At 65.3% G+C, this 24025-nt stretch carries 19 protein-coding genes; 12 read left to right on the top strand and 7 right to left on the bottom strand.

What is annotated here, in order from left to right; translation table 11 throughout:
* Positions 1-13 precede the first annotated feature (13 nt).
* Positions 14-1555 carry a S10 family serine carboxypeptidase-like protein gene (locus VHO04_RS16470; protein ID WP_329629321.1) on the top strand — a complete coding sequence of 514 codons (1542 nt, stop codon included), beginning with the start codon at positions 14-16 and terminating at the stop codon, positions 1553-1555.
* Positions 1556-1571: 16 nt separating this feature from the next.
* On the opposite strand, the gene VHO04_RS16465 is transcribed toward VHO04_RS16470, so the two are convergent.
* Genes VHO04_RS16465 through VHO04_RS16455 form a run of 3 tightly spaced genes read right to left on the bottom strand, consistent with a single transcriptional unit; the run spans position 1572 to position 7264 of the window.
* Entirely contained in the window at positions 1572-2822 is a 1251-nt protein-coding gene (locus tag VHO04_RS16465; RefSeq protein WP_329629320.1) for an aminotransferase class V-fold PLP-dependent enzyme, read from the bottom strand.
* Between the two features lie 40 nt (positions 2823-2862).
* The gene (locus VHO04_RS16460; protein ID WP_329629319.1) at positions 2863-5010 is read right to left on the bottom strand and encodes a prolyl oligopeptidase family serine peptidase; all 2148 of its coding nucleotides are present in this window, start codon (positions 5008-5010) and stop codon (positions 2863-2865) included.
* A gap of 10 nt (positions 5011-5020) precedes the next feature.
* Positions 5021-7264 (bottom strand): TonB-dependent receptor, encoded by a 2244-nt coding sequence (locus tag VHO04_RS16455; protein WP_329629318.1) that lies wholly within the window; start codon positions 7262-7264, stop codon positions 5021-5023.
* A gap of 160 nt (positions 7265-7424) precedes the next feature.
* On the opposite strand from VHO04_RS16455, the gene VHO04_RS16450 reads away from it, so the two are divergent.
* On the top strand, positions 7425-8480 hold the full coding sequence (locus tag VHO04_RS16450; protein WP_329629317.1) for an ornithine cyclodeaminase family protein: 1056 nt from the start codon (positions 7425-7427) through the stop codon (positions 8478-8480).
* A 16-nt stretch (positions 8481-8496) separates the two neighbouring features.
* On the opposite strand, the gene VHO04_RS16445 is transcribed toward VHO04_RS16450, so the two are convergent.
* Positions 8497-8919, bottom strand: a complete 423-nt coding sequence (locus tag VHO04_RS16445) for an SgcJ/EcaC family oxidoreductase (protein ID WP_329629316.1) — start codon at positions 8917-8919, stop codon at positions 8497-8499.
* 91 nt (positions 8920-9010) lie between these two features.
* On the opposite strand from VHO04_RS16445, the gene VHO04_RS16440 reads away from it, so the two are divergent.
* The 5 genes from VHO04_RS16440 (at position 9011) to VHO04_RS16420 (ending at position 14653) form a co-directional block, all read left to right on the top strand.
* Entirely contained in the window at positions 9011-9502 is a 492-nt protein-coding gene (locus VHO04_RS16440) for a GFA family protein (protein WP_329629315.1), read from the top strand.
* 12 nt (positions 9503-9514) lie between these two features.
* Positions 9515-9907: a VOC family protein gene (locus VHO04_RS16435; RefSeq protein ID WP_329629314.1), complete on the top strand. Its 393-nt coding sequence runs from the start codon at positions 9515-9517 to the stop codon at positions 9905-9907.
* A 64-nt stretch (positions 9908-9971) separates the two neighbouring features.
* Complete coding sequence (purT, locus tag VHO04_RS16430; protein WP_329629330.1) at positions 9972-11153, top strand: formate-dependent phosphoribosylglycinamide formyltransferase; 1182 nt, start codon at positions 9972-9974, stop codon at positions 11151-11153.
* A gap of 186 nt (positions 11154-11339) precedes the next feature.
* Complete coding sequence (gene polA / locus VHO04_RS16425; RefSeq protein WP_329629313.1) at positions 11340-14153, top strand: DNA polymerase I; 2814 nt, start codon at positions 11340-11342, stop codon at positions 14151-14153.
* Positions 14150-14653: a hypothetical protein gene (locus VHO04_RS16420; RefSeq protein WP_329629312.1), complete on the top strand. Its 504-nt coding sequence runs from the start codon at positions 14150-14152 to the stop codon at positions 14651-14653. The genes polA and VHO04_RS16420 overlap by 4 nt, the downstream gene beginning before the upstream one ends.
* Here VHO04_RS16420 and VHO04_RS16415 read toward each other — a convergent pair whose 3' ends face one another.
* Entirely contained in the window at positions 14654-15265 is a 612-nt protein-coding gene (locus VHO04_RS16415) for a DUF805 domain-containing protein (protein WP_329629311.1), read from the bottom strand.
* A 226-nt stretch (positions 15266-15491) separates the two neighbouring features.
* On the opposite strand from VHO04_RS16415, the gene VHO04_RS16410 reads away from it, so the two are divergent.
* A complete protein-coding gene (locus VHO04_RS16410) occupies positions 15492-16163 on the top strand; it encodes a CDP-alcohol phosphatidyltransferase family protein (RefSeq protein WP_329629310.1) in 672 nt (223 codons plus the stop codon).
* Between the two features lie 136 nt (positions 16164-16299).
* Here VHO04_RS16410 and VHO04_RS16405 read toward each other — a convergent pair whose 3' ends face one another.
* Positions 16300-17190: a prephenate dehydratase gene (locus tag VHO04_RS16405; RefSeq protein WP_329629329.1), complete on the bottom strand. Its 891-nt coding sequence runs from the start codon at positions 17188-17190 to the stop codon at positions 16300-16302.
* Positions 17191-17357: 167 nt separating this feature from the next.
* Here VHO04_RS16405 and VHO04_RS16400 point away from each other — a divergent pair, with 167 nt between their 5' ends.
* From VHO04_RS16400 to VHO04_RS16385, 4 genes are all read left to right on the top strand, one after another.
* Positions 17358-18029, top strand: a complete 672-nt coding sequence (locus tag VHO04_RS16400) for a cytochrome c family protein (RefSeq protein WP_329629309.1) — start codon at positions 17358-17360, stop codon at positions 18027-18029.
* Positions 18029-18466, top strand: coding sequence for a cytochrome c family protein (locus VHO04_RS16395; RefSeq protein WP_329629308.1), 438 nt, complete (start codon positions 18029-18031; stop codon positions 18464-18466). The genes VHO04_RS16400 and VHO04_RS16395 overlap by 1 nt, the downstream gene beginning before the upstream one ends.
* A gap of 470 nt (positions 18467-18936) precedes the next feature.
* Positions 18937-21279, top strand: coding sequence for a TonB-dependent receptor (locus tag VHO04_RS16390; protein WP_329629307.1), 2343 nt, complete (start codon positions 18937-18939; stop codon positions 21277-21279).
* 73 nt (positions 21280-21352) lie between these two features.
* Positions 21353-23053, top strand: a complete 1701-nt coding sequence (locus VHO04_RS16385; RefSeq protein ID WP_329629306.1) for a sulfatase-like hydrolase/transferase — start codon at positions 21353-21355, stop codon at positions 23051-23053.
* Positions 23054-23149: 96 nt separating this feature from the next.
* On the opposite strand, the gene VHO04_RS16380 is transcribed toward VHO04_RS16385, so the two are convergent.
* Positions 23150-24022: an LOG family protein gene (locus VHO04_RS16380; RefSeq protein WP_329629305.1), complete on the bottom strand. Its 873-nt coding sequence runs from the start codon at positions 24020-24022 to the stop codon at positions 23150-23152.
* Between the last annotated feature and the right edge of the window lie 3 nt (positions 24023-24025).

Below are 24025 nucleotides of genomic sequence, written 5' to 3'. Positions count from 1 at the left end.
GGAGGAAATCAGCGTGCAGAACGGGCCATATGATCGCTTCATGCTGCGGCCGGCGCTCGCCGCCGCGCTGCTCTGCTTCGGGGCGGCCAGCGCAAATCAGGCGATGGCCGCGGCGCCTTCCGACGCGGGCACGATCGCACCGCTGGTGGTCGGCGACGAGCCGGTCGTGACGGTCCGGCGCAGCCTCAAGATGCAGCGCGGCGTTTTGAGATATGAGGTCCGCACCGGACGCATCCCGATCAGGACAGACCGATCCGGTGAAATTCGGGGCTATATCTTCTTCACCGCCTATGTGGTGCCGAGCGACGGGCCGAAACGGCCGATCACCTTTGCCTGGAACGGAGGGCCGCTGATTTCATCGGCGATCGTTCACATGGAAGGCCTCGGCCCCCGCCGCAGGGACAGCGGCGCCATGGTCGACAATCCGGATACGGTGCTGACCGAGACCGATCTCGTGTTCATGGACCCCGTGGAAACCGGCTTCTCGCGGCCGGCGAAGCCCGAGTTCGCCGCCGACTTCATGTCTTTTCTGGGAGACGTGAATAGCACGGCAGAGTTCATCCGCGCCTATCGGGCACGGTTCGGCACGATCGCGCAACCGACCTTCCTCCTGGGGGAGAGCTATGGCGTGTTTCGCGCCGCCGCGGTCGCGGACATGATGACCGAACGCAAATCGCCGCTCGCGGGCACCATTTTCATATCGGGCGATATTCCGAACATTCCCCAGCCCCCCGCTTTCTACGACGCGATGCATGTCCCGGCCCGCACGGCAACAGCCTATCATTACAAGAAGCTGGATCCGGCGCTCATGCGCGACCGCGAGACGGCGATGAACGAAGCCGTCGCATGGGCCCGCGACGTCTACATGCCCGCGCTCGAGCAGGTGAATTCGCTCGGTCCCGACCAGCGCGAGGCGATCGCGGAAGCGCTGGCGCGCTATACCGCCTTCCCCCTTGCGCGCATCAATCGCGACACGCTGGTGGTCAGCGCGGCCGACTATCTGCGCTTTGCGCTCGCCGACGACGGCAGCAAACCGCTCAGCGACATCGACACCCGCATCGGCGAGGATGATCCGGGCAATAATCTTGGCGATCCGCTCCTCGTCGATCGCTATATCCGCGGCGAACTCGGCTATTCGACCGATCTCGTCTATGCCGGTCTCGAAAAGGGCTACGTACCGATTCCGGGGCCGAAGCTTCCAACGATCGGCGATCGCTGGGAGTATAACCAACCCGGGATCACCCCGGCGGTCCTCAGCGAAATGCGCCGATCGGGCGAGGTGTCGCCGCTAGCCCGGGCCAATCCGACCTGGATCGTCAATGCGTTGAAGCGCGATCCCGAACTCCGCGTGTTCGTGGCGGCCGGCCGGTTCGATCCCCTGAATATGTGCGAAGGCAATGTCCTCGCGACCGCAACCCTCGCGTCCGACCTGTCGAGGCGGATCACCAACCGTTGCTATGAGAGCGGCCATATCGTCTTTCGCGAAGATGGCGCGCGCGCATCGTTCCTGGCCGATGTGCGCCGCTTCCTTCGCGACGCGCCGCGTCAGCCATAGCAGCCGACGACCGATTTCAGGGCCGAACGAGAATATCGGCGATGCGGTCGACGTCGTCCATATCGTTGTGCACCGAGGGGGATATCCGGATACGATCGCGATATAGCGTGGTCTGGATATTCGCCGCGCCAAGCTCTGCGCCGTAGCGCGCGCGCATCCCGGGTTTCGCCAGGACGAGCGCAGGCCCCTGGGCGCTGGCTGGAGCGAGCGGCACATGACCCGCGTCCGCCAGCCGTTTGCGCAAATGCGCGATCAGCGGGAGCCGGTGGCGCTCGATTGCCTCGACTCCGCGCGACCGGATGTAGGAAAGCGCCGCCGAAGCAATGGCGAGCCCTTGCCAGTTGGGGGTGCTCACCTCGAAAATCCCGGCCGTGGTTTCGTCCAGCGCCCAGTTCCCGATCGGCGGCCCGGGCGGATCGCCCGGCAGGACATGCGACCGATAATCGACGAGGCCCCGCCAGCCGAACTGGACCCGCCGCAAGCGGGGGAGAACCGAGGCCTTCACATAGAGAAAGGCCAGGCCGAAATCGCCCATCAGCCATTTATATGTGCCGGCACAGCAGAAATCGACGCCGCTTTCGCGGACATCGAGCGGAATCGCGCCTGCCGACTGGATGACATCGGCATAGACAAGCGCGCCCTTCGCATGGGCAATTTCGCACAGCGTCTTGAGGTCGTGGCGATAACCGGTGAAGCTGGTGACATGCGACACCGCAACCAGCCGCGTTTCCGGGGTTATGGCGCGGTCGAAATCCGCATAATCGAACGCCCCGTCGCGCGGCGCGACGACCGTGAGCGGCATAGCGCGCCTGGCGCGCTCGCCATACCACGCAAGCGCCGCATCGTAATGCAATGCGTCGGTCACGACACCGGCGCCGGGGCCGAGCCCCAGCGCATCACCGATCAGATTCTCGCCTTCAAGGGTGCTGGGGACGACGGCTATTTCGGTCGGATCAGCGCCGATCAGGGCGGCATAATGCGCCACCGCTTCGTCGCGCGGATTGCGCGCCGGCCAGTTGCGCGTGGGATCGGTAGCCCTGATGCCAAGATAATCCTGAGCGGCGGCGACGGCGAACCGCCCCATCACATGCGTGTAGGCCGCATTGAGATCGATGCCCTTCGGCGCAAAATTCCGGCGATCGGGCAGCGAAGCGGAGTTTGCAGCGGACGCCGAAGCGGCCAATGCCGACGCGGGGCCAAGGCCGAGCGCGGCCGACAAGCCCATTCCGCCCCCACCGCGCAGCAGCGCTCGGCGATCGATCGACATCAGCTTGCTCCTATTCACGGCCTCGAGTGGCGTCATCGACTTATTGCGGCCGTACATCGTCTTTCATCAGCGCATCGACAAAAAAGACCATCTGTGCGGCGAATTCTTCGGGATCCGCAAACTGGTCCGGATAGCCATGCCCCCCCGTGGGCCCTTCCAGCAGCAGCGCATCCGCGCCGACGCTCTGAAGCTTCGCGGTGAATTTTCGTCCATGCCCGGGCCCGACCTGTCCGTCCTTTTCGGATACGACCGTCAGGATATGGGGATAGTCGACCCCCGGCCGGATATTCTGATACGGCGAATAGCCTCGCATGATAGCGGCCTGCGCAGGATCATCCCAGTCGCCGACCTCGACCTTCTGCCCGGCCGAAATGTCGCTGCCGCTGCGTCCGAGGCGAAAAAGATCGACGATCGGCACCCCGACGAGCGCCGCCCCGAAGAGGTCGGGGCACTGGACCGCGACATTGGCCGCGAGCAGGCCGCCAAAGGATCGGCCGAAGGCCCCGATACGGCGCGGCGCGGTAAAGCCGCTTCGGACGAGATCCTCGGCAACCGCCGCGAAATCGTCATAGGATCGCTGACGGCGCGTTCCCCGGGCGGCGTCCGCCCAGCCCGATCCGCGCTCGCCGCCGCCGCGAACCGCCGCAAGCGCATAGGCACCGCCCCGTTCGAGCCAGGGCACCAGCGCCGGTCCCAGTCCGCTCGAAAAATAATCCGGATCAAGATTGACCCCATAGCCGCCATAGGCCGTGATGATCGTCGGCACCGGCCGGCCCGTCGCCGCCTTTGGTCGCACCAGATAATAGTCGACGATCGTGCCGTCTTTCGAACGGGCGGTCCTGATCTCGCTGACATAGGCGTTCGCATCGATCACCGGCGCGGCAACATCGATCATCGTCGACTTGCCGCGCGCTGAAAGAAAACGGATTTCCGCCGGTTTCAGAAATCCGGCCATGCGGACCAGCACGCCATCTTCCGCGCCCGTCGCCCGAATGGTCACCGCCACCCCCGGGTCCGCGCGAAACAACGGCTTGCTGACCCACTTTCCGGCCGCGTTCCGGTGCGCCAGCCTGACCGTCTTCTGCAGGTCGACGCTCTCGACATAGGCAACCCCGTCGCGCGTCGCCGCCAGACCGCCGTACGCGTCATTGATGTAAGAGCCATTGCCGGGCGCCGCGACCAGCGAGACGCGGGCGCCCTCCGCCGCCGCCGGATCATATGCGATCAGGCTGTCGGCGGCATAGGCCACGCCCTCCAGCGTCGCGGCCTTGGCAAGCTGGAAGATCAGATAGCGGCCGAAAGCGACCGGCGCCCCGAATTTCTGAAGACTGCTCGGCAAGGCGAGCGGCACGACCTTGCCCGAGGCATCGAGAATATTGGGCTCGAAGGTCTGGTAATCGCGCGCCAGCGAGATGACGAGCGGCGAAGATCCGGGAACGGGGGTCGTGCTGATCAGCGCATCGCCGGGATGCGCCTGGAACAGCAGGCTGCTTTCCTTCAGCGGCGTTCCGCGCCGCCACCGGTAAATGGCGCCGGGGAAACCGCTCTTCAGCGCCGGGACATCGCCGAGCGCGTGCCCCACGACCAGCGTGTCCGCATCGAGCCAGGCCACCCCGGCCCGGATCGGCGGTGTCTCGAACCCGCCCGCAACGAAGGTGCCGCTCTCGATATCGAATTCGCGATATTGCAGGAGCGAGGAACCCCCTTCAGCAAAGGGGATGAGGCAGCGGTCATAGAGAGGGGCCCGGCACTGTTCCGCCGGATCGAGGAACATGATCTGGAAATCGGTGCCATGCGCCTGATTATACGCCGCGACATCGAGGAGTTGGCGCCATTCGCCGCGGCCATCGATCGGGGCGACCGAGAGGATACCCAGCGGATGATCGCGGTCCCGCGCGAAGCGAAGCAGCTTGCGGCCCAGCGGATAATAGGCTGGCTGCGGCCAGCTCTTCGCGAGCGTATCGCGAATGTCGCCCTGGATCTTCGCGAATTCGGGCGAGGCCTTGAGCCGCGCCATCGCCTTGGCCGTCTGGTTCGCCGCCCAGGCGCGTGCGGCCGGATCGTCTGTTCTCTCGAGCCAGGTAAATTCGTCCGGAGCGCTCGCATCGACATCCTGCGCGGATTGCGCGCCGGCCAGGCCAGGAACGGCCAGGCCGGCGAGCAAAAGGAGCGAAGCGAACCGCTTCATGCCACGTGTCCTACCACCGCTTCGTCAGGCTGATACCAATGGTGCGCGGCTGCGCGACCGCGATCGAATAGGACACGCCGGGCCGCGGCAGACCGATCGTATTCCCAAGCAAGGCTCGCGAATCGGTCAGATTCTGGACAAACAGGTTCAGGCGCAGATCCGGCGTCTCGGCGCCGATCCGAAGGCCGACGAGCGTATTGTCGGGGAGCTGAAGTCCGGCGGCATCGATCATGCTGCTACGATAGCGTGCATCGGCGCTGATGAAAGCATCCCATTCGCCGCCGATCGGCTGGCGAAACTCGCCGCGAAGCGACGCCGTGTAGCGCGCGACGCCCGACAGCCTATCCCCCGGCAGAATGCCAAGGCCGTCATTGCCCTCGGTGAAGATCGCGTCGGTATAGGCAAAGGAGGCGGCGAGCGTCAGCGCCTCGACCGGCTGTGCCTGCAGTTCGGTTTCGATCCCCCTCACCCGCGCCTTGCCTGCATTGCTCTGGACGAAGAAATCCTCGACGAGCGCCAGGTTCTGGATGTCCGTCCAGTCGAGCTGATAAAGATCGACATCAAAGGTGACGCGGCCGTCGAACGCCTTCGCCTTGGCCCCGATCTCGTAACTCCACACGCTGTCCGAGGTGTAGGTCGGGTCGAGCCCCGCGGCAACGCCGGCGGGCGGCAGGGTGCGGCTGCCGCCAGGGCGATAGCCGCTCGCGGCGCGGGCATAAAGCAGCAACGCAGTGGACGGCCGCCACCGGATCGCCGCCGAATAGGTATCGACGCTGTTCTCGGCCGGATCGGTCCGCGAGACGAGCAAATCGGGTTCGGCGCGATTGAAGACGATCCCGGTGGTCTGCTTGTCGTTGCTCTGCTCGATGCGGCTGTGGCGATAGCCGCCGCTGACATCGAGCGTCGGAGTGATATACAAGGTCGCGTTGACGAAGCCGGCATATTCCTTGAGCTCATTCTGCCCCGCCGAATAGGCCGGCTGGCCGTTGGGCGACGCAAGCCGCGTTCCGTCGGCCTCGCGCGCCGTCGCGATCGAAAGCGTGTTCGAGGTTTCGCGCTGATAGAAGCCGCCGACGGCCCATTCGAACCGCTTGTTCTGCGCGGACTGAAGGCGCACTTCCTGAGTGAACTTGTTGACGTTGTAATCTGCCGCAAGCCCGATCGTGCGGCCGCCCCCCGGCACCACACCGAGATAGGTATAGCGCAGGCCATAGCTGCGCGTGACATCGAGGACGCGGGAAATCCGTTGCCGCGTCAGGCCCGTCGCCGACACGAGATTGCCCCATCCGAAATCATAATGGAGTTCGGCGGAATAGACCCGATTGTTCACATGCGACGGCTGCTCGATGTAGCGTGAATTGGTCAGGTCGCCGAAATGGGGCGCGAACGGCGGCGGCATGTCCGGCGCGAGATTGAAATCCACCTCGTTCATGCTGTCGCCGCGCGTGTTTTGAAGGAGTGCGCCCAGCTTGATTTCAAGCGCGTCCGTCGGCTTGATCAGCAAGGCGGCGCGCGTCTGCCACGCGCGGCCGCGATTCACGTCGCGGCGGCCGAGGGTCACATTGTCGACAAATCCCGGATCGAGACGATAGAATCCGCTCAGTCGCAGGCCGACGACATCGCGGATGATCGGCGTGGTGCCCGCCGCACGCACTTTCGCCCCATAGCCGCCCTTCTCGACCTTCGACATTTCCATGCCGGCCTCGACCGACGTATCGGTCAGGCTCGGCGCGCGCGTCACGAATTTGAGCAGTCCCCCGAGCGAAGACGCGCCATAGAGCGTGCCCTGCGGCCCCTTCAGAACCTCCACCCGCTCGAGATCGGCAGGGTCGATATCGGGTGCATAGGCGGCGCCCTGCGCCTCGTTGCTCGACTGACCGAACGGCACTTCGTCGATATAGACCGCGGCGGCGGGGCCGACGCTCTGCGACGCGATGCCGCGGATCGAGATTTCGGTCTGCCCCGGACGGCCATAGGACGTCAGCGATACACCGGGGGTGAAGCCGAGATAATCCTGAATGCTGTTGGCGTTGAGTTCGCGAAGCGTGTCGCCGCTGAGCGCCGAGATGGCGCCGCCGACTTCCGACAGGCGCTCGGCGCGCTTGCCGGCGGTAACGACGATATCGCCATAGCTCGAACCGTTCCCGGCTTCGGCCTCAGCAGAAGCCGTCGAGCTCTGCGCGAACGCAGGCCCGGCCGCGATTACCGGCAAGAGAATCGCCAGGCGGCTTAGGCCCCGGGCAATCTGCGACATGGCTGCTGATTTCCGCATAACTCTGCTCCCTGATTTCGGGTCGCCTGCTGGCAGACTCCGACTCCGTCTCATTTCATTATTTAGACAGATCGTCCAAAACGACAATTGTGTCAACAACACTCTCACGCCTAAGAGAGGGGAAGCGTGGAGAAACATCAGCATGATTCGGGACGAAGACAGACCACAACTCAGATCGACGATGTTCCTCATCGGGGCGGAAGAGCTTGGCGGCCTGGTCACCATCGAGGCCGCGATGCCGGCAATCGAACAGGCGATGCGCGATCTGAGCCAGGACGAATATATTGCGCCGCAGCGCTGGACGATGGCGCTGGATCGGACGGCCAAAATGGGCTTCATGCCGGGAGCGCTTCCGAGCGTCGGCCAATTCGGGATCAAGGTGCTGAGCCTGTTCGATGCTGCGAGCCGCGGCGACTTGCCCTCGCATCAGGGCGTGATGCTGCTGTTCGACATGAACGACGGTCGGCCGCTCTGCGCCCTCGATGCGGCGGCGCTGACGTCTTTACGCACGGCTGCCGCGACGGCGATCGCCACCCGCGCGCTCGCTCGCCCCGATTCCGAAACCCTGGCGATCATAGGATGCGGAGATCTGGCCCAACCGCACTTGGCCGCCATGAAGTCGATTCTTCCGCTGCGCCGCGTCTTCATCTGGAACCGAACCCGCGAGCGCGCCGAGTGGTTCGCCGAGCATCACGGCAAGGATATGGACGTCATCCTATGCGACACGCCGGCCGATACGGTGCGCGATGCCGACGTCGTCTGCACGCTTACGTCTGCGCGGGCTCCGATCCTGTCGGGAGAGGATTTTCGGCCGGGACAGCATATCAATCTCGTCGGGTCCAGCGTCGCAGAGGCGCGCGAGGTTGACGGCGCGACGATCGCCAGATCACGCTATTTCGTGGATAGCCGCAGCCATGCCCTTAGTCAGGCTGGCGAACTCAGAGACGCCATCGAGCGCGGCTTGCTCGGAGAAGACCATATCTCGGGCGAGATCGGCGAGGTTCTGACAGGACGAGTGGGTGGCCGCCAGAATGCGGAAGAGACGACCATCTACAAGTCACTCGGTCATGTCGTGCAGGACCTTGCCGTCGCCAATCTCGCCTATACGGCTGCGATCGGCTTGCCGGCGATGCCGCCTCCGCAAACGGTACGCCAAACTTTCCCTCTTCCGCGCCCGGGACCATTCGTTGCTGGTTGACGAAGGATCGGAAAGTTCAGTCCCGCAAAATCGGCTCGCCCGTTCGCGGGTTGACCAGGGTCACATTCTCCAGCGCCTGAATGCGCCATTCGCCTTCACGTCGGGTCACCACCGCGAGGATCATCGTGTCGACCCGGTGCGGCCCCGCGGGATGCGCCGCCCCTGCGTCCAGCCGCGACCAGATATGCAGGATCGCGGCATCGGCGGAGATCACATCGACGTCGGCGACCTCGTTGGTCAGCGTCGAATCGCTGTAGATCGTCTCGTGGATGGGAACGTGACCCGCGACAATCTGCCCGACACCGCGCCAATAGGTGCCGAAGCGATTCACGAAGCTGGCGTCGGGATGGAACAGCGCGGCGAAGGCCGCCATATCGTGCCGGTTCCACGCATCCGCGAAGCGTGCGGCTATGTCCGCCGGTCCCTTGTCCTCGGCCATCATCCGTCTCCCTGATCGCCGAACCTCTCGACGGCCGAACACATGCCGTCCTATCCTGCCGCTCCACCGAAATCGACAGGTGAGTCGGATCATGAACCGGATCGAAACCCAGGCCTCGGGCGGCTGCCAGTGCGGCGCGGTGCGCTATCGCGCGTCGGCGATGCTCGACACGTCGCATATCTGCCATTGCCGCATGTGCCAGAAGGCGGCGGGACATTATTTCGCGGCGCTGGTCGGCGTGCCCAAGGATGCGCTGACCTGGACGCGCGGCGCACCCGCGACCTTCAAAAGCTCGGATCAGGTCGAGCGCGGCTTCTGCCGCGACTGCGGAACGCCGCTCTATTACGACTATACCGAAAGCCGGCATCTGAGCGTCACCACAGGCTCGCTCGACGACCCCGCGCGCTTTCCGCCGAAGATGCAGTTCGGGATCGAGGCGCGCCTGCCGTGGATCGACACGCTGCCCACGCTGCCGCAGGAAGGCACGACCGAGGAAACCATGCCCGACGCCGCCGCGAAGATCGCCGCGAGCAATCATCAGCACCCCGATCACGATACCGACAGCTGGCCTCACGGCGCCTGAACGGAGCAACTTATGTCGATCGATTATATCACCATCGGCACGAACGACATGGCTCGGTCGCGATGCTTCTACGACGCGGTGATGCCGCATCTCGGCGCATCGCTCGAGGTCGATTTCGGCGATCAGGCCTGTTGCTATGCGCTGCGCGATGGCGGCCGGGTTTGGATCGGAAAGCCGCATGACGGGCGCCCCGCGCAGCCCGGGAACGGGATCATGCCCGGCTTCCGGTGCGAAAGCGCGGCCGCGGTCGATGCTGCCCACGCCGCCGCGCTCACGAGCGGCGGAACGAACGAGGGCGAGCCCGGATCGCGTCCGCTCTACGGCCCCGACTTCTACGGCGCCTATGTCCGCGATCCCGAGGGCAACAAGATGAGCTTCGTCCATCTGGGTTCGCCAGAAAGCTGAGGACTTGCTCCGCCCCGCAAACAAAGCCAGAGCGGGCGAAACCATGCCGGAGACCAAGCCGCCGATGACTCCCACCGCAAAAATCCTCCTGCTCGGCTCGGGCGAGCTTGGCCGCGAGTTCACCATTTCGGCAAAGCGGCTCGGCTGCCACGTCGTCGCCTGCGACAGCTATGACGGCGCGCCGGCGATGCAGGTCGCCGACGAGCGCGAGGTCTTCCCGATGCTCGACGGCGACGCGCTGCGCGCCGCGATCGAGAAGCATCGCCCCGATCACGTCGTGCCCGAGATCGAGGCGATCCGTACCGAGGTGCTGGTCGACCTCGAGGCCGAGGGCTTTCACATCGTCCCTTCGGCGCGCGCGGCGCAGCTTACCATGAACCGCGACGCGATCCGCGACCTCGCCGCGAGCGAGCTCGGCCTCGCGACCTCGACTTTCGAATATGCGACGAGCCGCGACGAACTCGCCGCCGCCGCGGCGCGCGTCGGATTTCCGCTCGTCGTCAAACCCGTCATGTCGTCGTCGGGCAAGGGCCAGAGCACGGTGCGGAGTGCAGCCGACATCGACGCCGCCTGGGACTATGCCGCCGCCGGAATGCGCGGCGACCGGCTGCGCGTGATCGCCGAGGCCTTCGTCGATTTCGATTACGAGATCACCTTGCTCACGATACGGCACAAGGACGGCGTCAGCTTCTGCCCGCCGATCGGTCACCGGCAGGATCGCGGCGACTACCGCGAAAGCTGGCAGCCCGCGGCGATGTCCGCCGCCGCGCTCGCCGCCGCGCAGGAGATGGCAGCAAAGGTCGTCGACGCGCTCGGCGGCCACGGCATCTTCGGGGTCGAGTTCTTCGTGAAGGGCGACGCGGTGATCTTCTCCGAACTTTCGCCGCGCCCGCACGATACGGGGATGGTGACTTTGGTGTCGCAAGCGCTGTCCGAATTCGACCTCCACGCCCGCGCGATCCTGGGCCTGTCGATCCCCGCCGTCACCGTGCCGCACGCCAGCGCCAACGCGGTGCTGCTCGCCGACCGCGATGCAGCGGACTTCACCATCACCGGCCTCGCCGAGGCGCTGGTTCCGCCGAATGCGAACACTCATGTCGACGTCCGCATCTTCGGCAAGCCGGTCACCCGCCCGTACCGGCGCATGGGAATCGCGCTCGCCCGCGCCGAAGGCGGCACGACCGACGAGGCGCGCGCGATTGCGGCGGCAGCGGCGGCGAAATTGTCGATCGACTACGAGGGATAAGCCCGCCGCACCGACCGGCGTGTTTCGTCCGATAGCCGACCTAACTTACCTCGTCATCCCGGACTTGATCCGGGATGACGAAGGAAAAGGATGTCCGCTTGCCTCCCCATAACAGCCATCCGCCGCTGCAACGTCTCGCACGGACATAGCTAGGCCGCCCCGCATCCCCCTGCTACACCCCGCGCCATGTCCGAGAAGAATCATCTCTATCTGGTCGATGGCTCCAGCTACATCTTCCGCGCCTATCACCGCCTGCCGCCGCTGACGAACCCGAACGGAGTGCCAGTCGGCGCGGTCTATGGCTATACGACGATGCTCTGGAAGCTCGCGAAAGACCTGCACGACGCCGACGGGCCGACGCATCTTGCCGTCATCCTCGACCATAGCAGCCACTCGTTCCGCAACGACATCTACGACCAGTATAAGGCGAACCGGCCCGAGCCGCCCGAGGATTTGCGCCCGCAGTTCCCGCTGATCCGCGACGCGACGCGCGCCTTTTCGCTGCCGTGCATCGAGATGGCGGGATTCGAAGCCGACGATCTGATCGCCTCCTATGCCGAGGCTGCGGTGCGCGAGGGCTGGGACGTCACCATCGTCTCGTCCGACAAGGACCTGATGCAGCTCATCCGCGAGCCCGCGGACGGCTCGCCGCATGTCGACATGCTCGACACGATGAAGAATGTCCGGCTGGGGCTGGAGGCGGTGAACGAGAAATTCGGGGTCGCCCCCGACCTCGTCGGCGACGTGCTCGCGCTGATGGGCGACAGCGTCGACAACGTCCCCGGCGTGCGCGGGGTCGGGCCCAAGACCGCGACCAAGCTGATCCAGGAATATGGCAATCTGACCGCCGCGCTCGACAGCGTGGAGACGATGAAGGCCAGCAAGCTGCGCGACAATCTGATCGAGCATCGCGCGATGGCCGAATTGTCGCGCGTCCTGGTCGACCTCAAGCGCGATGTGCCGCTGCCCGACGCGCTCGACGATTTGAAGCTCGGGGCGATCCCGCCGGGGCCGCTCAAGCTGTTCCTCGACGAGCATGGCTTCCGCTCGCTCTCGGCGAAGCTCGACAACGGCGTCGCGCCGAGCGGCCCGCCGACGCTGCCGCGCGCGGGCGCCGCGCCGGCCGCGACGCCCGCCGCGCCTTCGACGCCGACCCTCCCCGCCTGGCCCGCGATCGACCGCACGCTGTATGAGACGGTGACGACGATCGAAGCGCTCGACCGCTGGGTCGAGGCCGCGCGCGCCGCGCATGTCGTCGCGGTCGATACCGAGACCGCGAGCCTCGACAGCGTCACCGGCGACCTCGTTGGCATCAGCCTGTCGACCGGCCCCGGCAAGGCCTGCTACATTCCGCTCGGCCATGGCGGCACCGACATGTTCGCCGAAAAGCCCGAGCAGATTCCGATCGGCGCCGCGCTCGACCGCCTGCACGCGCTGTTCGCCGACGAGGCAGTGCTCAAGGTCGGGCACAATCTCAAATATGACATCGGCGTTCTCGCGCAGCATGGGCTGACGATCGCGCCCTATGACGACACGCTGGTGATGAGCTTCGCGCTCGACGCGGGCAAGCATCAGCATGGGCTCGACGAGCTGGCGAAGCTCCACCTCGATCATGTCTGCCTGACCTTCAAGGAGATGTGCGGGACCGGCAAGTCGCAGATCAGCTTCGCCGAGGTTCCGCTCGATCGCGCGACCCATTATGCGGCGGAGGACGCCGAGGTCGCGTGGCGCCTCTGGAAACTGCTGAGGCTCCGCCTGCCGATCGAAGGCGGCACGCGCATCTACGAGATGGTCGACCGCCCGCTCGCCGCCGTCGTCGAACGGATGGAACGCGCGGGGATCATGGTGAACCGCGACTATCTCGCGCGGCTGTCGGGCGAGTTCGCGAACGATATGCTGCGCATGGAGGGCGAGATTCACGAACTCGCGGGCCAGCCCTTCGCGATCGGTAGTCCCAAGCAGCTCGGCGAAATCCTCTTCGACAAGCTGGGGCTGAAAGGCGGGCGCAAGGGCAAGTCGGGCGACTGGTCGACCGACCAGAACGAGCTCGAACGCCTCGAACGCGACGGCGTGCCGATCGCGCGCAAGATATTGGAGTGGCGCCAGCTCGCGAAGCTCAAGTCGACCTACACCGATGCGCTGCAAGGGCAGATCAACGCGAAGACCGGCCGCGTCCACACGAGCTACAGCCTCGTCGGCGCGCAGACCGGGCGGCTGTCGTCGACCGATCCCAATTTGCAGAACATCCCGATCCGCACCGAGACCGGGCGCCAGATCCGCGACGCCTTCATCGCCGCGCCCGGCCATGTGCTGCTGGCCGCCGACTATAGCCAGATCGAACTGCGGCTCGCGGCGCATATGGCCGACGTACCCGAACTCAAGCAGGCGTTCGCGCAGGGGCAGGACATTCACGCCACGACCGCGATCGAGCTGTTCGGAGAGGTCAACCGCGACACGCGCGCCAAGGCCAAGACGATCAATTTCGCGATCCTCTACGGCATTTCGCGCTGGGGGCTCGCGGGACGGCTGGAAATCACGCCGGACGAGGCGCAGGCGCTGATCAGCCGCTATTTCGAGCGTTTTCCGGGCATCAGCGACTATATCACCGACACGCTCGAAACCGCGCGCGCGCGTGGGTATACCGAGACTTTGTTCGGGCGGAAAACCTGGTTCCCGCGCATCAAGGCGGCGAGCCAGAACGAACGCGCGGGCAGCGAGCGCGCCGCGATCAACGCGCCAATCCAGGGCACCAGCGCCGACCTGATCAAGCGCGCGATGGCGCGGATGCCGAAAGCGCTGGACGACGCGGGCCTTGGCGACGTGAAGATGCTGCTCCAGGTCCACGACGAACTTGTCTTCGAGGCGCCCGAAGACAAGGCCGAAGCCGCGGGCGAGGTCATCCGCCGCGTGATGTCGGGCGCCGCCGAACCGGCGCTGACCTTGTCGGTGCCGCTCGATGTCGAGATCGGCATCGGCAAGAGCTGGGGCGAGGCGCATTGATCGCGCTGCTGCTGTTCGCGGCGGCACTCGTCGCCGATCCCGCCGTGCCGTCGCCTCCCGCTCCCGCGACCGAGACTGCGACCGCACCGCCCGCGATCGCCGACGACGACATCCGCGAATATGCCGCGGTCGCGGGGCGCAAGGTCGCGGGGCGGCCGGTCGGCGGTCCCTATGCCACCGCCGACAAGCTGTTGCTGCTCGGCCGCGACGGCAAGGGCTATCCCGTCGTCGCCGCGAGCCTCGGCTTTCCCGCGCGCCAGTCGCTGCCCGCGCCGCCCGGCGGCACGCTCGCCGTCGTACGGCTGCACCAGAAATCCGAAACCGTCGTCCCCGGCCCCACGGCCGACGACCTCGCCTTCGTCGCCGCGAACAAACTGCCGCTGTTCGTGATCGGCGAGTGGGCGCGGCCGGCGCCGATGTGGGAGGTCGCGTGGGTCGATGACGACGTGCGCTTCCGCATGATCGGCGAGGTCGGCGAAATCGGCCCCTGGCAGGAATAATTATCGGACGGGTGGCGGCCCGTAGCGGTTCGGCCCCGCAGTTCCCGCGCGTGCTAGCTCGACGACGAGCCAGAGCAGGATCAGCCCGCCGACGATCGAGGGCCAATCGACCCCGGCCGATGCCTGCATCCTGGCTGGAAAGGACAACGCATCGGCGAAATCGGGCCGAGCTTTCTTTTCCATCTCCGCAAAGACCTGCGGCATCCGTTCCGCCATCGCCGCCATGCGCCGCGCTTGTCCCAGGCCGGTGGCGAAGACCGCACCCGGCAACGCCAGCGCCCACCAGCCCGCGCGGCCGCGATCGTGCAGCCGCCGCGCCGTGGCGGTTATCAACAGCAGCGCGCCGAGCAGTTGAAGCCCAAGGTTCACATAGGCCATGGTCACCATCGCGCGAAGCTGATGCTCCAGAAACGGGGCGCCCGCTGCCGGAGCGCCCGGCCGGGCCGTCATAACCAGATCAAGCGGCGGAATGGTCAGAACGAATTGGAGGATGATCTGCAGGACGACAAGCGGTCCGAAGACGAGCAGCAGGAAAAGCCAATATTGCATCCGGCCGTCGCGGCCCCGCGCATCGAAAAGCCCGCCGACTCCGCGGCGAGCGATCTCAGCCATCGAAACGTCCGCCATGCTCCTCCCCCCAGAGTCTCTCTTCGCTCGCGGCGCAGACTATCGGGTCGCGCCGGGCCTGCCAATCGCCCAAACGCGCCACTTTGGCGGCGAGCCGTCGCCGAGGCGCGGCATCGGCGGCACGCGGCCTTTTCGGCTCCGCACCTTTGGTCTATGACGGCGCCATGACATTCCGCCGGCACTTTTGCGACAGCGGCGACGAAAGGTTTTCATGACGATCCCCCCGGCGGCCGGCGCGCCGACCCGCATTCAGCAGAATTTTCTCGCGCGCCACGAACGCCGCCTGCTCAACTGGATTTGCCCCCGCCTTCCCGCGTGGGTTACCCCCGATCAGCTCACGACGCTCGGCTTCCTCGGCGCCGTCATCGTCGCCGCGGGTTATATGCTGAGCTGGATCGACGACGAATGGCTGGGGCTCTGCCTCGTCGGCTATATCGTCAACTGGTTCGGCGACTCGCTCGACGGCAGCCTCGCGCGCTGGCGACGGATCGAGCGACCGCGCTACGGCTATTTCGTCGACCACAGCATCGACGCGGTCGGGACGCTGCTGATGGTCGGGGCGATCGGCGCCAGCCCCTATATGCGGCTTGACGTCGCGCTGATGGCGGTGATCGGCTATTTCCTGCTGTCGATCCACACTTTCCTCGCCGCGAAGGTCGTCGGCGAGTTCCGCCTTTCCTACATGGCAGGAGGGCCGACCGAGCTGCGGCTGATGCTGATGGCGATGACCGTCACCATGGCGCTCGTCGGTCCCGGCGATATCGGTGGCACCAATTTCTCGCCCTTCGACCTGTTCGCGCTGGTCATCGCGAGCATCCTCGTGACGATCTTCGTCGTCCAGAGCTTTGCCATGGCGCATATGCTCCGCCGCCACGGGGGGTGAGCGCGGGCGCGCCTCTGATCCAACCCACCGTCCCGTTCGTGTCGAGCGCAGTCGAGACACCCATCGGCGTTGCACTACTTCGATGGGTGTCTCGACTGCGCTCGACACGAACGGAATTCGGGGTGACGCCGGCGCTCTAAGGCCGCAGCCGCGCTTGTGGATAGGTGCCGAGCAGCGACAGTGATTTGGTCTGGAAATCGAGCTCCTCGAGCGCGCGGTCGACGCGCTCGTCGCCCGGCGCGCCGACGATGTCGGCGTAGAATTTGGTCGCCGCGAAGCTGCCGCCAACCTGATAGCTTTCCAGCTTGGTCATGTTGACGCCGTTGGTCGCGAAGCCGCCGAGCGCCTTGTAAAGCGCGGCGGGAATATTCTTCACCTCGAAGACGAAGGTCGTCATCAGCGGCACGCCGGCCGGCGGCTCCGCGAGCGGCTCGCGCGCGAGGACGACGAAGCGCGTCATATTATGGTCGGCGTCTTCCATCCCGGTGCCGTGCAGCGTCAGCCCGTAAAGCTCCGCCGCGTGCGGCGGCGCGAGCGCGGCGAGGCCGACCTCGTCGCTGTCGGCGACCCAGGCGGCGGCGCCCGCGGTGTCGCTGTGCGCGACCGGCGAGATATTGTTCGCGCGCAGCCATTGGCGGCACTGGCCGAGCGCCTGCTCGTGGCTCATTGCGCGCGTGACGGGGCCGAGGTCGCGGCTCATCAGCCCATAGCGGATCGGCAGGAAATGCTCGCCGACGATGAACAGACCGGATTCGGGCAGCAGGAAATGGATGTCGGCAACGCGGCCGTGCAGGCTGTTCTCGATCGGGATGATCGCGCGCTCGACTTTCCCATCGCGCACCGCCTCGATCGCATCCTCGAACGAATAGCAGGGCAGCGGCAGCGAATCCGCGTCATATTCGCGCGCAGCCAAGTCGCTGTTCGCGCCGGGCGCGCCCTGAAAGGCGAGCCCGCGCCCCGGCTCGGCGAGCGCCGCCGCCCGCATTTCGTCCACCAATGCTTGTGCCGAAGCCGAATAACTGCCCATGACCGCCTTCCCGCGCCAGAAGCGCGGCGCATAGCGGCAGCGCCCTTCGCACGCAACCGGCGCGGCATCGCATTTCATCCCCTTGCGCCGCGCTCGCCGCCCCAGTAAGGGAGCGTCCAAATCATAGACGCGCCCATGGGCGGGCGTTAGCGAACGGGGCTGCAAGCATGGACAATCGCAACAACACTATTGCCGGCTGGGTGCTGTTCGCCGGCATCTGCGCGCTGGGCCTGACCATCGGCTCGGGCATGTTGTTCGCCAGCCATAATCCCGAAAAGCCCGGCTTTCCGATCGAAGATGCCGAGGGCGGCGCCGGTGGCGGCGCCGCGGCCGTTCCGCTTCCCAACCTGCTCGCCGCAGCCGACGCCGCGAAGGGCGAGGCAGTGTTCGCGAAGTGCGCCGCGTGCCACACGATCAACCAGGGCGGCGCCAACGGCATCGGCCCCAACCTCTATGGCACGCTCGGCGAAGCAATCGGCCAGGGCAAGGGCGGTTTCGCCTTCTCCGACGCGCTCAAGAATGTTGGTGGCAACTGGGACTTCGACAAGATGGATCATTGGCTGACCAGCCCGCGCAAGTTCGCGGCCGGCACCAAAATGTCGTTCGCGGGCCTGTCGAGCCCCGAAGATCGCGCGAACCTGATCGTCTATTTAAACGCGCAGGGTTCGAACCTGCCGCTGCCGAAGCCCGAAGCGGCGCCCGCGGGCGATGCGGCCGCCGCGCCGGCCGAAGGCGACAAGGCTGCGGCCCCGGCCGCCGAAGGCGCCGACAAGGGCGCTGCCGCTCCCGCCGCCGAAGGCGCTGCCGCGGCCCCGGCTCCGGCCGAAGCCAAGAAATAATGCGCTGCGCGCCCGTCCTGCTGGCGGGCGCGTTGATGCTTGCCGGCTGCGGCAAGGCCGAGCCACCGGCCGACGCACCCGCGGATAATTCTGCGGCCTCTGCCCCCGAACCCGCGCCCGCGATCGAACCGACTGCGGCGATGGGCGAGCAGATCTTCAAGCGCTGCATGGCGTGCCACACGATCGACAAGGGCGGATCGAACGGCATCGGCCCGAACCTTCACGGCGTCGTCGGCCGCGCGGTCGCCAGCCATGAGGGCTTTTCCTATTCGGGGGCGATGAAGGCCAAAGGCGGCGTCTGGGACGACGCCGCGCTCGATCATTTCCTGACCGCGCCGATGAAGGCACTTCCCGGCACCCGCATGGCGTTTGCCGGTATCGCCGACGCCGCGGATCGCAAGGCGCTGATCCTCTATCTGAAAGCGCAGTCGAAATAGACCCGGCCTGTTTCCCCGCCGCTTCTGCCGACCTGCGGCACCGGCGTTATAGTTCAGCCGCCATCAGACCCGGCCAGGCGCGCCTTCGTGGTCGGCTGATGAGACTCGTCCTCGATTGTCGCCATGATGCTCGCGATCGCTTTGCCGATACTCGCCGGCCCCGCCGCCGCCCTCATCTTCTGGCGGGACAGTCCGGGAACCCGCAGTTCGGCACCAGCGAGCAGGGCGATAAAAATGCTTAGCACTTGAAGTATTTTTATCGCCCTGCTAGAGAGGCGCTGGGAACGGGGATTTATCCGTCCACGCGATGGCTATGACGAAGACGGAAAACGTCTCCCCGCAGCCAGATCAGCGCGGCCTCCGTCAAAGGATCGACCGTTCCCTCGAACAGAAGAGCCGGTGCGCAGAGCGCATTTCCGCAGAGCCTGCGCGCGCGGAGCGCCAGGCGCGCGTCAGTTTGGGAGGACAAGATGAAGACCGTATTTCTATTGCTTTCAACCGCCGCCATCGCGTTGGCAGCAACTCCGGCCCAAGCCCAGTCCGCAGACTCCGCCGCATCGGGTGACGACAGCAGCGTCGCGGCGCCCACCGCCGACAGCTATGCCGGCGACATCGTCGTCACCGCGCAGCGTCGGTCGGAGAGCATCCAGAACGTCCCGATCGCTATTTCCGCCTTCAACGCCGAAATGGTCGAATCGAGCGGCAGCACCAACATCACCAGCCTCAACGGCATCGCGCCCAACGTCGTTCTTCAGACGCAGGGTCTGGTCGCCAACGTCCCGATGATCTCGATCCGCGGCATGAGCACTTCCGACCCCGATCCCAACGCCGATCCCAAGGTCAGCACGATCATCGACGGCGTCTATATCCCCTTCGTGTCGAGCACGATGCTCGACCTGTTCGACATCGAACGCGTCGAGGTGCTGAAGGGGCCGCAGGGCGTGCTGTTCGGTAAGAATAATCTCGCCGGCACGCTGAACGTCATCACCGCGCGCCCGGCCGAGGATTTCGGCGGCGAGGTGCGCGTGACGCTCGGTTCGTTCGGTCTCAAGCAGTTCCGCGGCAAGCTGAATTCGGGCCGTTTCGCCGACGGTGCGCTTGCAGCAAAGGTCTCGGTCAATTTCCGCGACTATAACGGCTATTCCCGCAACGTGATCACCGGCAACCGGTTGAACGGCGCCAATGTAAAGTCTGTGCGCGGCGCGCTCAACTATGATCAGGGTGGTGCTTTCAACTCGACGATCGTCGCCGACTGGCTGAAGCAGAAGACGACCGGCCCGGCGCCGCACGTTCTCGACAATGGCGACGCGAACTGGGACCTGCTGCCCAAGGCCGCCCGCGAAGACGTCCGCAAGTCGGCGATCCTGTTCGACCCCTATGCCAATACCGAAACCTATGGCGGTTCGTGGACCTCGAATCTCGACGTCGGCTATGGCACGATCACTTCGGTGCTCGGTTATCGCCACTTGTCCTATGTCACCCGCGGCGACTTCGACGGGCTGATCACCCCCGCGCCGAATCTCGATGTGATCCGCGACTTCTCAGGCGAATCGAAGAGCGGCGAACTGCGCTACGTCTCGCCCGCCGGCGAGCCGGTCGATTTCGTCGTCGGCCTCTATTACCAGGCCGACAAGTGGCGCCAGTTCAACACCGTGTTCGCAAGCCCCACGCTGACCACGCTCGCACAGCTCCATCAGGACACCGAAAGCTATGCGGCGTTCGCGCTGGTCAACGCGCATCCGGTCGATGGGCTCACGCTGTCGCTCGGCGGCCGCTACAGCCACGATCGCAAGAAATACAGCATCGCGACGCAGGTGCGCACGAACACCACGCCGGTCGGCAATCTGACCGGGGACGCCTATACCCAGGCGGTGATGGATTCCCTGCTCAGCGGCGCGCAAATCTCGTCCTTCGCCGCCGATCTCAAGGCGTCATGGGCCGAGTTCACTCCCCGTCTGACCGTCGAATATCGCATGTCACCGAGCGCGATGATCTATGCCAATTATTCGCAGGGCTACAAGGCCGGTGGCTTCAACTCGCGCGGCACCATCGCCGAGAATGTCGGCCCCTATGATCCCGAGCGCGTCAATGCGTTCGAGGTCGGCGCCAAGACCGATCTGTTCGACCGGCTGCTGCGCCTGAACGTCGCGGGCTTCGTCAACAACTACCGCAATCTTCAGGGGTCGGTGACCAAGATGGGCGCTGTCCGCGCCGAGAATATCACCACCAATATCGCCGCGGCGAAAATCTATGGCTTCGAGGTAGAGACGCTGCTTCGTCCGGCCGATGGCTTCACCATCGGCGCGAACCTCGCCTATCTCCACGCGCGCTACACCGACTTCTGTGCGGACACGAACGGGGTCTTCACCAACGGCGCGCCCGAGGTCGGCCAGTGCGGGCCCGCCGAGCCGATCCTGATCAACGGCGTGCCCAACGGCACCTTCTCGGTCCCGACCGATTCGACCGGCCTCGACCTCGCCAATGCGCCGAAGTGGAGCGGGAGCCTGTCGGTCGACTATGCGATCCCCGTGTCGTTTGGCGAGGTGAAACTGCATAGCGACGCGCGCTATTCTTCGCGCTTCAACACCTGGGGCCGCAGCAACAATCCCGGCTATTACCGCGACGAGGTCGTGCTGCTCAACGCGAGCATCGCGGTCGCGGGCGAGGACGACCGCTGGAAGGTCACCGTCTACGGCTCGAACCTCACCGACCAGAAAGTGATTTCGGGCGCGACCAACGCCGGCGCGACCCCGATCTCGCAATTCTATCAGCCGCCGCGCGAATTCGGGGTCGACTTCGCGGTCAAATTCTGACGGCTATGTCCCGCGGCGCTTCGCAAGCGGCGTCGCGGGATTTCCATGGCAAGGCAAATACGGGAGAGTGACGATGGGTTGGGACGTGAATCGCCGGACGTTCGTCGGCGGCATGGGCGCACTGGCGGCCGCGGGACTGGCGATGCCCGCCTACGCAAAGAACGGCAAGAAACTCAACGTCCTGATGATCATCACCGATCAGGAACAGAGCATGGCGAGCTATCCAAAAGGGTTGCTCGAAAAGCTGCCCGCACACCGCGAGATGCTCGAGCGCGGACTGCTCGTCGAGAATTATCACGTCCACACCACCCCCTGTACCCCGTCGCGCTCGACGATCTTTCAGGGGCATCACACCCAGCAGACCGGGCTGTTCCTCAACAGCGACAATGCCCCCTATCCGGTCGCGGCGGAGACGATGCCGACGCTCGGCCACATGATGCAGGCTACGGGCTATTACACCAGCTACAAGGGCAAATGGCATTTGAGCCGCCTCAACTATGAACGCAACTGGACGCGCATCCCCGGCGGCATCTATCCGACCACCGAAAATGCGATGGAGAAATACGGCTTCCACGATTATGGCTTCGACGGCGAAGAAGTCGGGCTGACCTGGGACGGCTACAAGGCCGACATGGCCGTCGCCGGTGACGCGGCGCGTTCGATTCTCGATTATGCGCGGCGCGACAAGGCGGGCGGGAAACCGTGGTTTCAGGTCGTCGGACTGGTCAATCCGCACGACATCATGTTCTATGACGCAACGGGCAAGCAGGCCGAAAGCCGCCCCGACCCCAACATCCTCGGACCGCTGCGCCGCGAGCCCGGCGATCCGCTCTACGAGGTCGACAACAAGTTCGATCTGCCGGAAAGCTTCTACAAGGACGATCTCAGCACCAAGCCCGAGGCGCATCGCGCGATCGTGCGGCTCAACGACCTCTTCTATGGCACCCTGCGCCACGATGACGAGGAAAGCTGGCACCGCTTCATCAACTATTATTACAATTGCCTGCGCGACGTCGACCGGCGGCTCGGGCAATTGCTCTGGGCGCTCAAGGAGAGCGGGCAGATCGACAATACGATCATCATCTATACCAGCGACCACGGCGAGCGCGCCGGCGCGCACGGGATGCGCCAGAAGGGCGCAACGATGTACCGCGAAGAGGTCAATATCCCGATGATCGTCGCGCACCCCGATTTCGCGGGCGGACGCACGACCAAGGGGCTGATGGGCGCGATCGACCTTGCACCGACGCTGATGACCCTCGCCGGCCTCTCCGCCGACGAGCAGGCGAGCCGCTTTCCCGGTCTGCCCGGGCTCGACGTATCGGGCCTGCTCACCGCACCGGAGGCGCGAACCGAGCGCGACCGGCAGGGCCATCTCTTCAACTATGCCGTCGTCCATTATTGGGAGCCGACCAAAGACCGCACGGCGGTGCTCGCATCGGGGGAGCCCGACTATTCGAAGCGCTTCGACCTCAGCAAGCGGCGCCTCCACCGCGGCGTCCACGACGGACGCTACAAGTTCGCGCGCTATTTCGCGCCAGCGCATCATAACACGCCGGCCGACTGGAAGACGCTGACGGCGATGAACGATCTTGAGCTTTACGACACCCACGCCGACCCGGGCGAGATCGTCAACCTCGCAAGCGACCCGAAGCACAAGAGCGATATTCTGCGCCTGAACAAGATGACCAATGCGCTGATCAAGCGCGAGGTGGGCATCGATGACGGCCGTGAATATCCGGGACCGACCGAGATGTACAACCAGCCGGCTTGATTTCGCACGCGATGCCCATGTCCCGTGAGGTGGGACATGGGTATTTCCGCGAAGGCGCGAATGACGAGCCGGGAAAAGCGCGCTGGGCGCCGACCGTCAGTGATGCTCGCTGTTCGCGTAGAAAGCCTGGATGATCGCCCACGCCTCTTCGGCGGTCTCGACGAACTGGAACAGGTCGAGGTCGCGGGCGCTGACGACGCCTTCCTCGACCAGCGCGTCGAAATTGACGACATGGTTCCAGAATGTCTTGCCGAACAGCACGATCGGGATCGGCTTGATCTTGCCCGTCTGGATCAGCGTCAGCAGCTCGAACATCTCGTCGAAGGTGCCGAAGCCGCCGGGGAACACCGCGACCGCGCGCGCGCGGAGCAGGAAGTGCATCTTGCGGAGCGCGAAATAGTGGAACTGAAAGCTCAGCGACGGGGTCACATAGCGGTTCGGCGCCTGCTCGTGCGGCAGGACGATGTTGAGCCCGATCGATTCGCGTCCTTCGTCGGCGGCGCCGCGGTTCGCGGCCTCCATGATCGACGGCCCGCCGCCCGAACAGACGACGAAGTGGCGGCAGCCGTCCTCGTCGCACGGCACTTGGCTCGCGAGCCGCGCGAGCTTACGCGCCTCGTCATAATATTTGGCCTTGGCCTTGAGGTGGCGGGCGATGTTGCGCTGGACGTCGTCGGTCGCCGCGGCTTCGAGCCCGTCGGCCGTCTCGGGCTCCGGGATACGCGCCGAGCCATAGATGACCAGCGTCGATTCGATCTTTGCTTCGTCGAGCAGCAGTTCGGGCTTGAGCAGCTCGAGCTGAAAGCGCACCGGGCGCAAATCCTCGCGCAGCAGGAACTCATTGTCCTGAAAGGCGAGCTTGTAGGCCGGATCGGCGGTCTGCGGAGTGGTGGTCGCCTGCTGGGCGAACTGCGCGTCGTCTTTTGCTTTGTGAAAACGCGAACGATGGGGTTGCTTGTCTTTTGCCATTAG

This window comes from Sphingopyxis sp. (genome assembly GCF_036261875.1).
Taxonomy (GTDB): Bacteria; Pseudomonadota; Alphaproteobacteria; order Sphingomonadales; family Sphingomonadaceae; genus Sphingopyxis.
Note: the sequence above shows the minus strand (reverse complement) of the source record. Positions and strands in the feature narration are given on the sequence as shown.

Coding starts and splice junctions, on each gene's coding strand:
- purT (WP_329629330.1), top strand. CDS start 9,972: ATGACTCCCACCGCAAAAATCCTCCTGCTCGGCTCGGGCGAGCTTGGC.
- VHO04_RS16455 (WP_329629318.1), bottom strand. CDS start 7,264: ATGTCGCAGATTGCCCGGGGCCTAAGCCGCCTGGCGATTCTCTTGCCG.
- VHO04_RS16380 (WP_329629305.1), bottom strand. CDS start 24,022: ATGGCAAAAGACAAGCAACCCCATCGTTCGCGTTTTCACAAAGCAAAA.
- VHO04_RS16445 (WP_329629316.1), bottom strand. CDS start 8,919: ATGGCCGAGGACAAGGGACCGGCGGACATAGCCGCACGCTTCGCGGAT.
- VHO04_RS16465 (WP_329629320.1), bottom strand. CDS start 2,822: ATGTCGATCGATCGCCGAGCGCTGCTGCGCGGTGGGGGCGGAATGGGC.
- VHO04_RS16435 (WP_329629314.1), top strand. CDS start 9,515: ATGTCGATCGATTATATCACCATCGGCACGAACGACATGGCTCGGTCG.
- VHO04_RS16440 (WP_329629315.1), top strand. CDS start 9,011: ATGAACCGGATCGAAACCCAGGCCTCGGGCGGCTGCCAGTGCGGCGCG.
- VHO04_RS16405 (WP_329629329.1), bottom strand. CDS start 17,190: ATGGGCAGTTATTCGGCTTCGGCACAAGCATTGGTGGACGAAATGCGG.
- VHO04_RS16460 (WP_329629319.1), bottom strand. CDS start 5,010: ATGAAGCGGTTCGCTTCGCTCCTTTTGCTCGCCGGCCTGGCCGTTCCT.
- VHO04_RS16400 (WP_329629309.1), top strand. CDS start 17,358: ATGGACAATCGCAACAACACTATTGCCGGCTGGGTGCTGTTCGCCGGC.
- VHO04_RS16450 (WP_329629317.1), top strand. CDS start 7,425: ATGATTCGGGACGAAGACAGACCACAACTCAGATCGACGATGTTCCTC.
- VHO04_RS16385 (WP_329629306.1), top strand. CDS start 21,353: ATGGGTTGGGACGTGAATCGCCGGACGTTCGTCGGCGGCATGGGCGCA.
- VHO04_RS16395 (WP_329629308.1), top strand. CDS start 18,029: ATGCGCTGCGCGCCCGTCCTGCTGGCGGGCGCGTTGATGCTTGCCGGC.
- polA (WP_329629313.1), top strand. CDS start 11,340: ATGTCCGAGAAGAATCATCTCTATCTGGTCGATGGCTCCAGCTACATC.
- VHO04_RS16415 (WP_329629311.1), bottom strand. CDS start 15,265: ATGGCTGAGATCGCTCGCCGCGGAGTCGGCGGGCTTTTCGATGCGCGG.
- VHO04_RS16390 (WP_329629307.1), top strand. CDS start 18,937: ATGAAGACCGTATTTCTATTGCTTTCAACCGCCGCCATCGCGTTGGCA.
- VHO04_RS16410 (WP_329629310.1), top strand. CDS start 15,492: ATGACGATCCCCCCGGCGGCCGGCGCGCCGACCCGCATTCAGCAGAAT.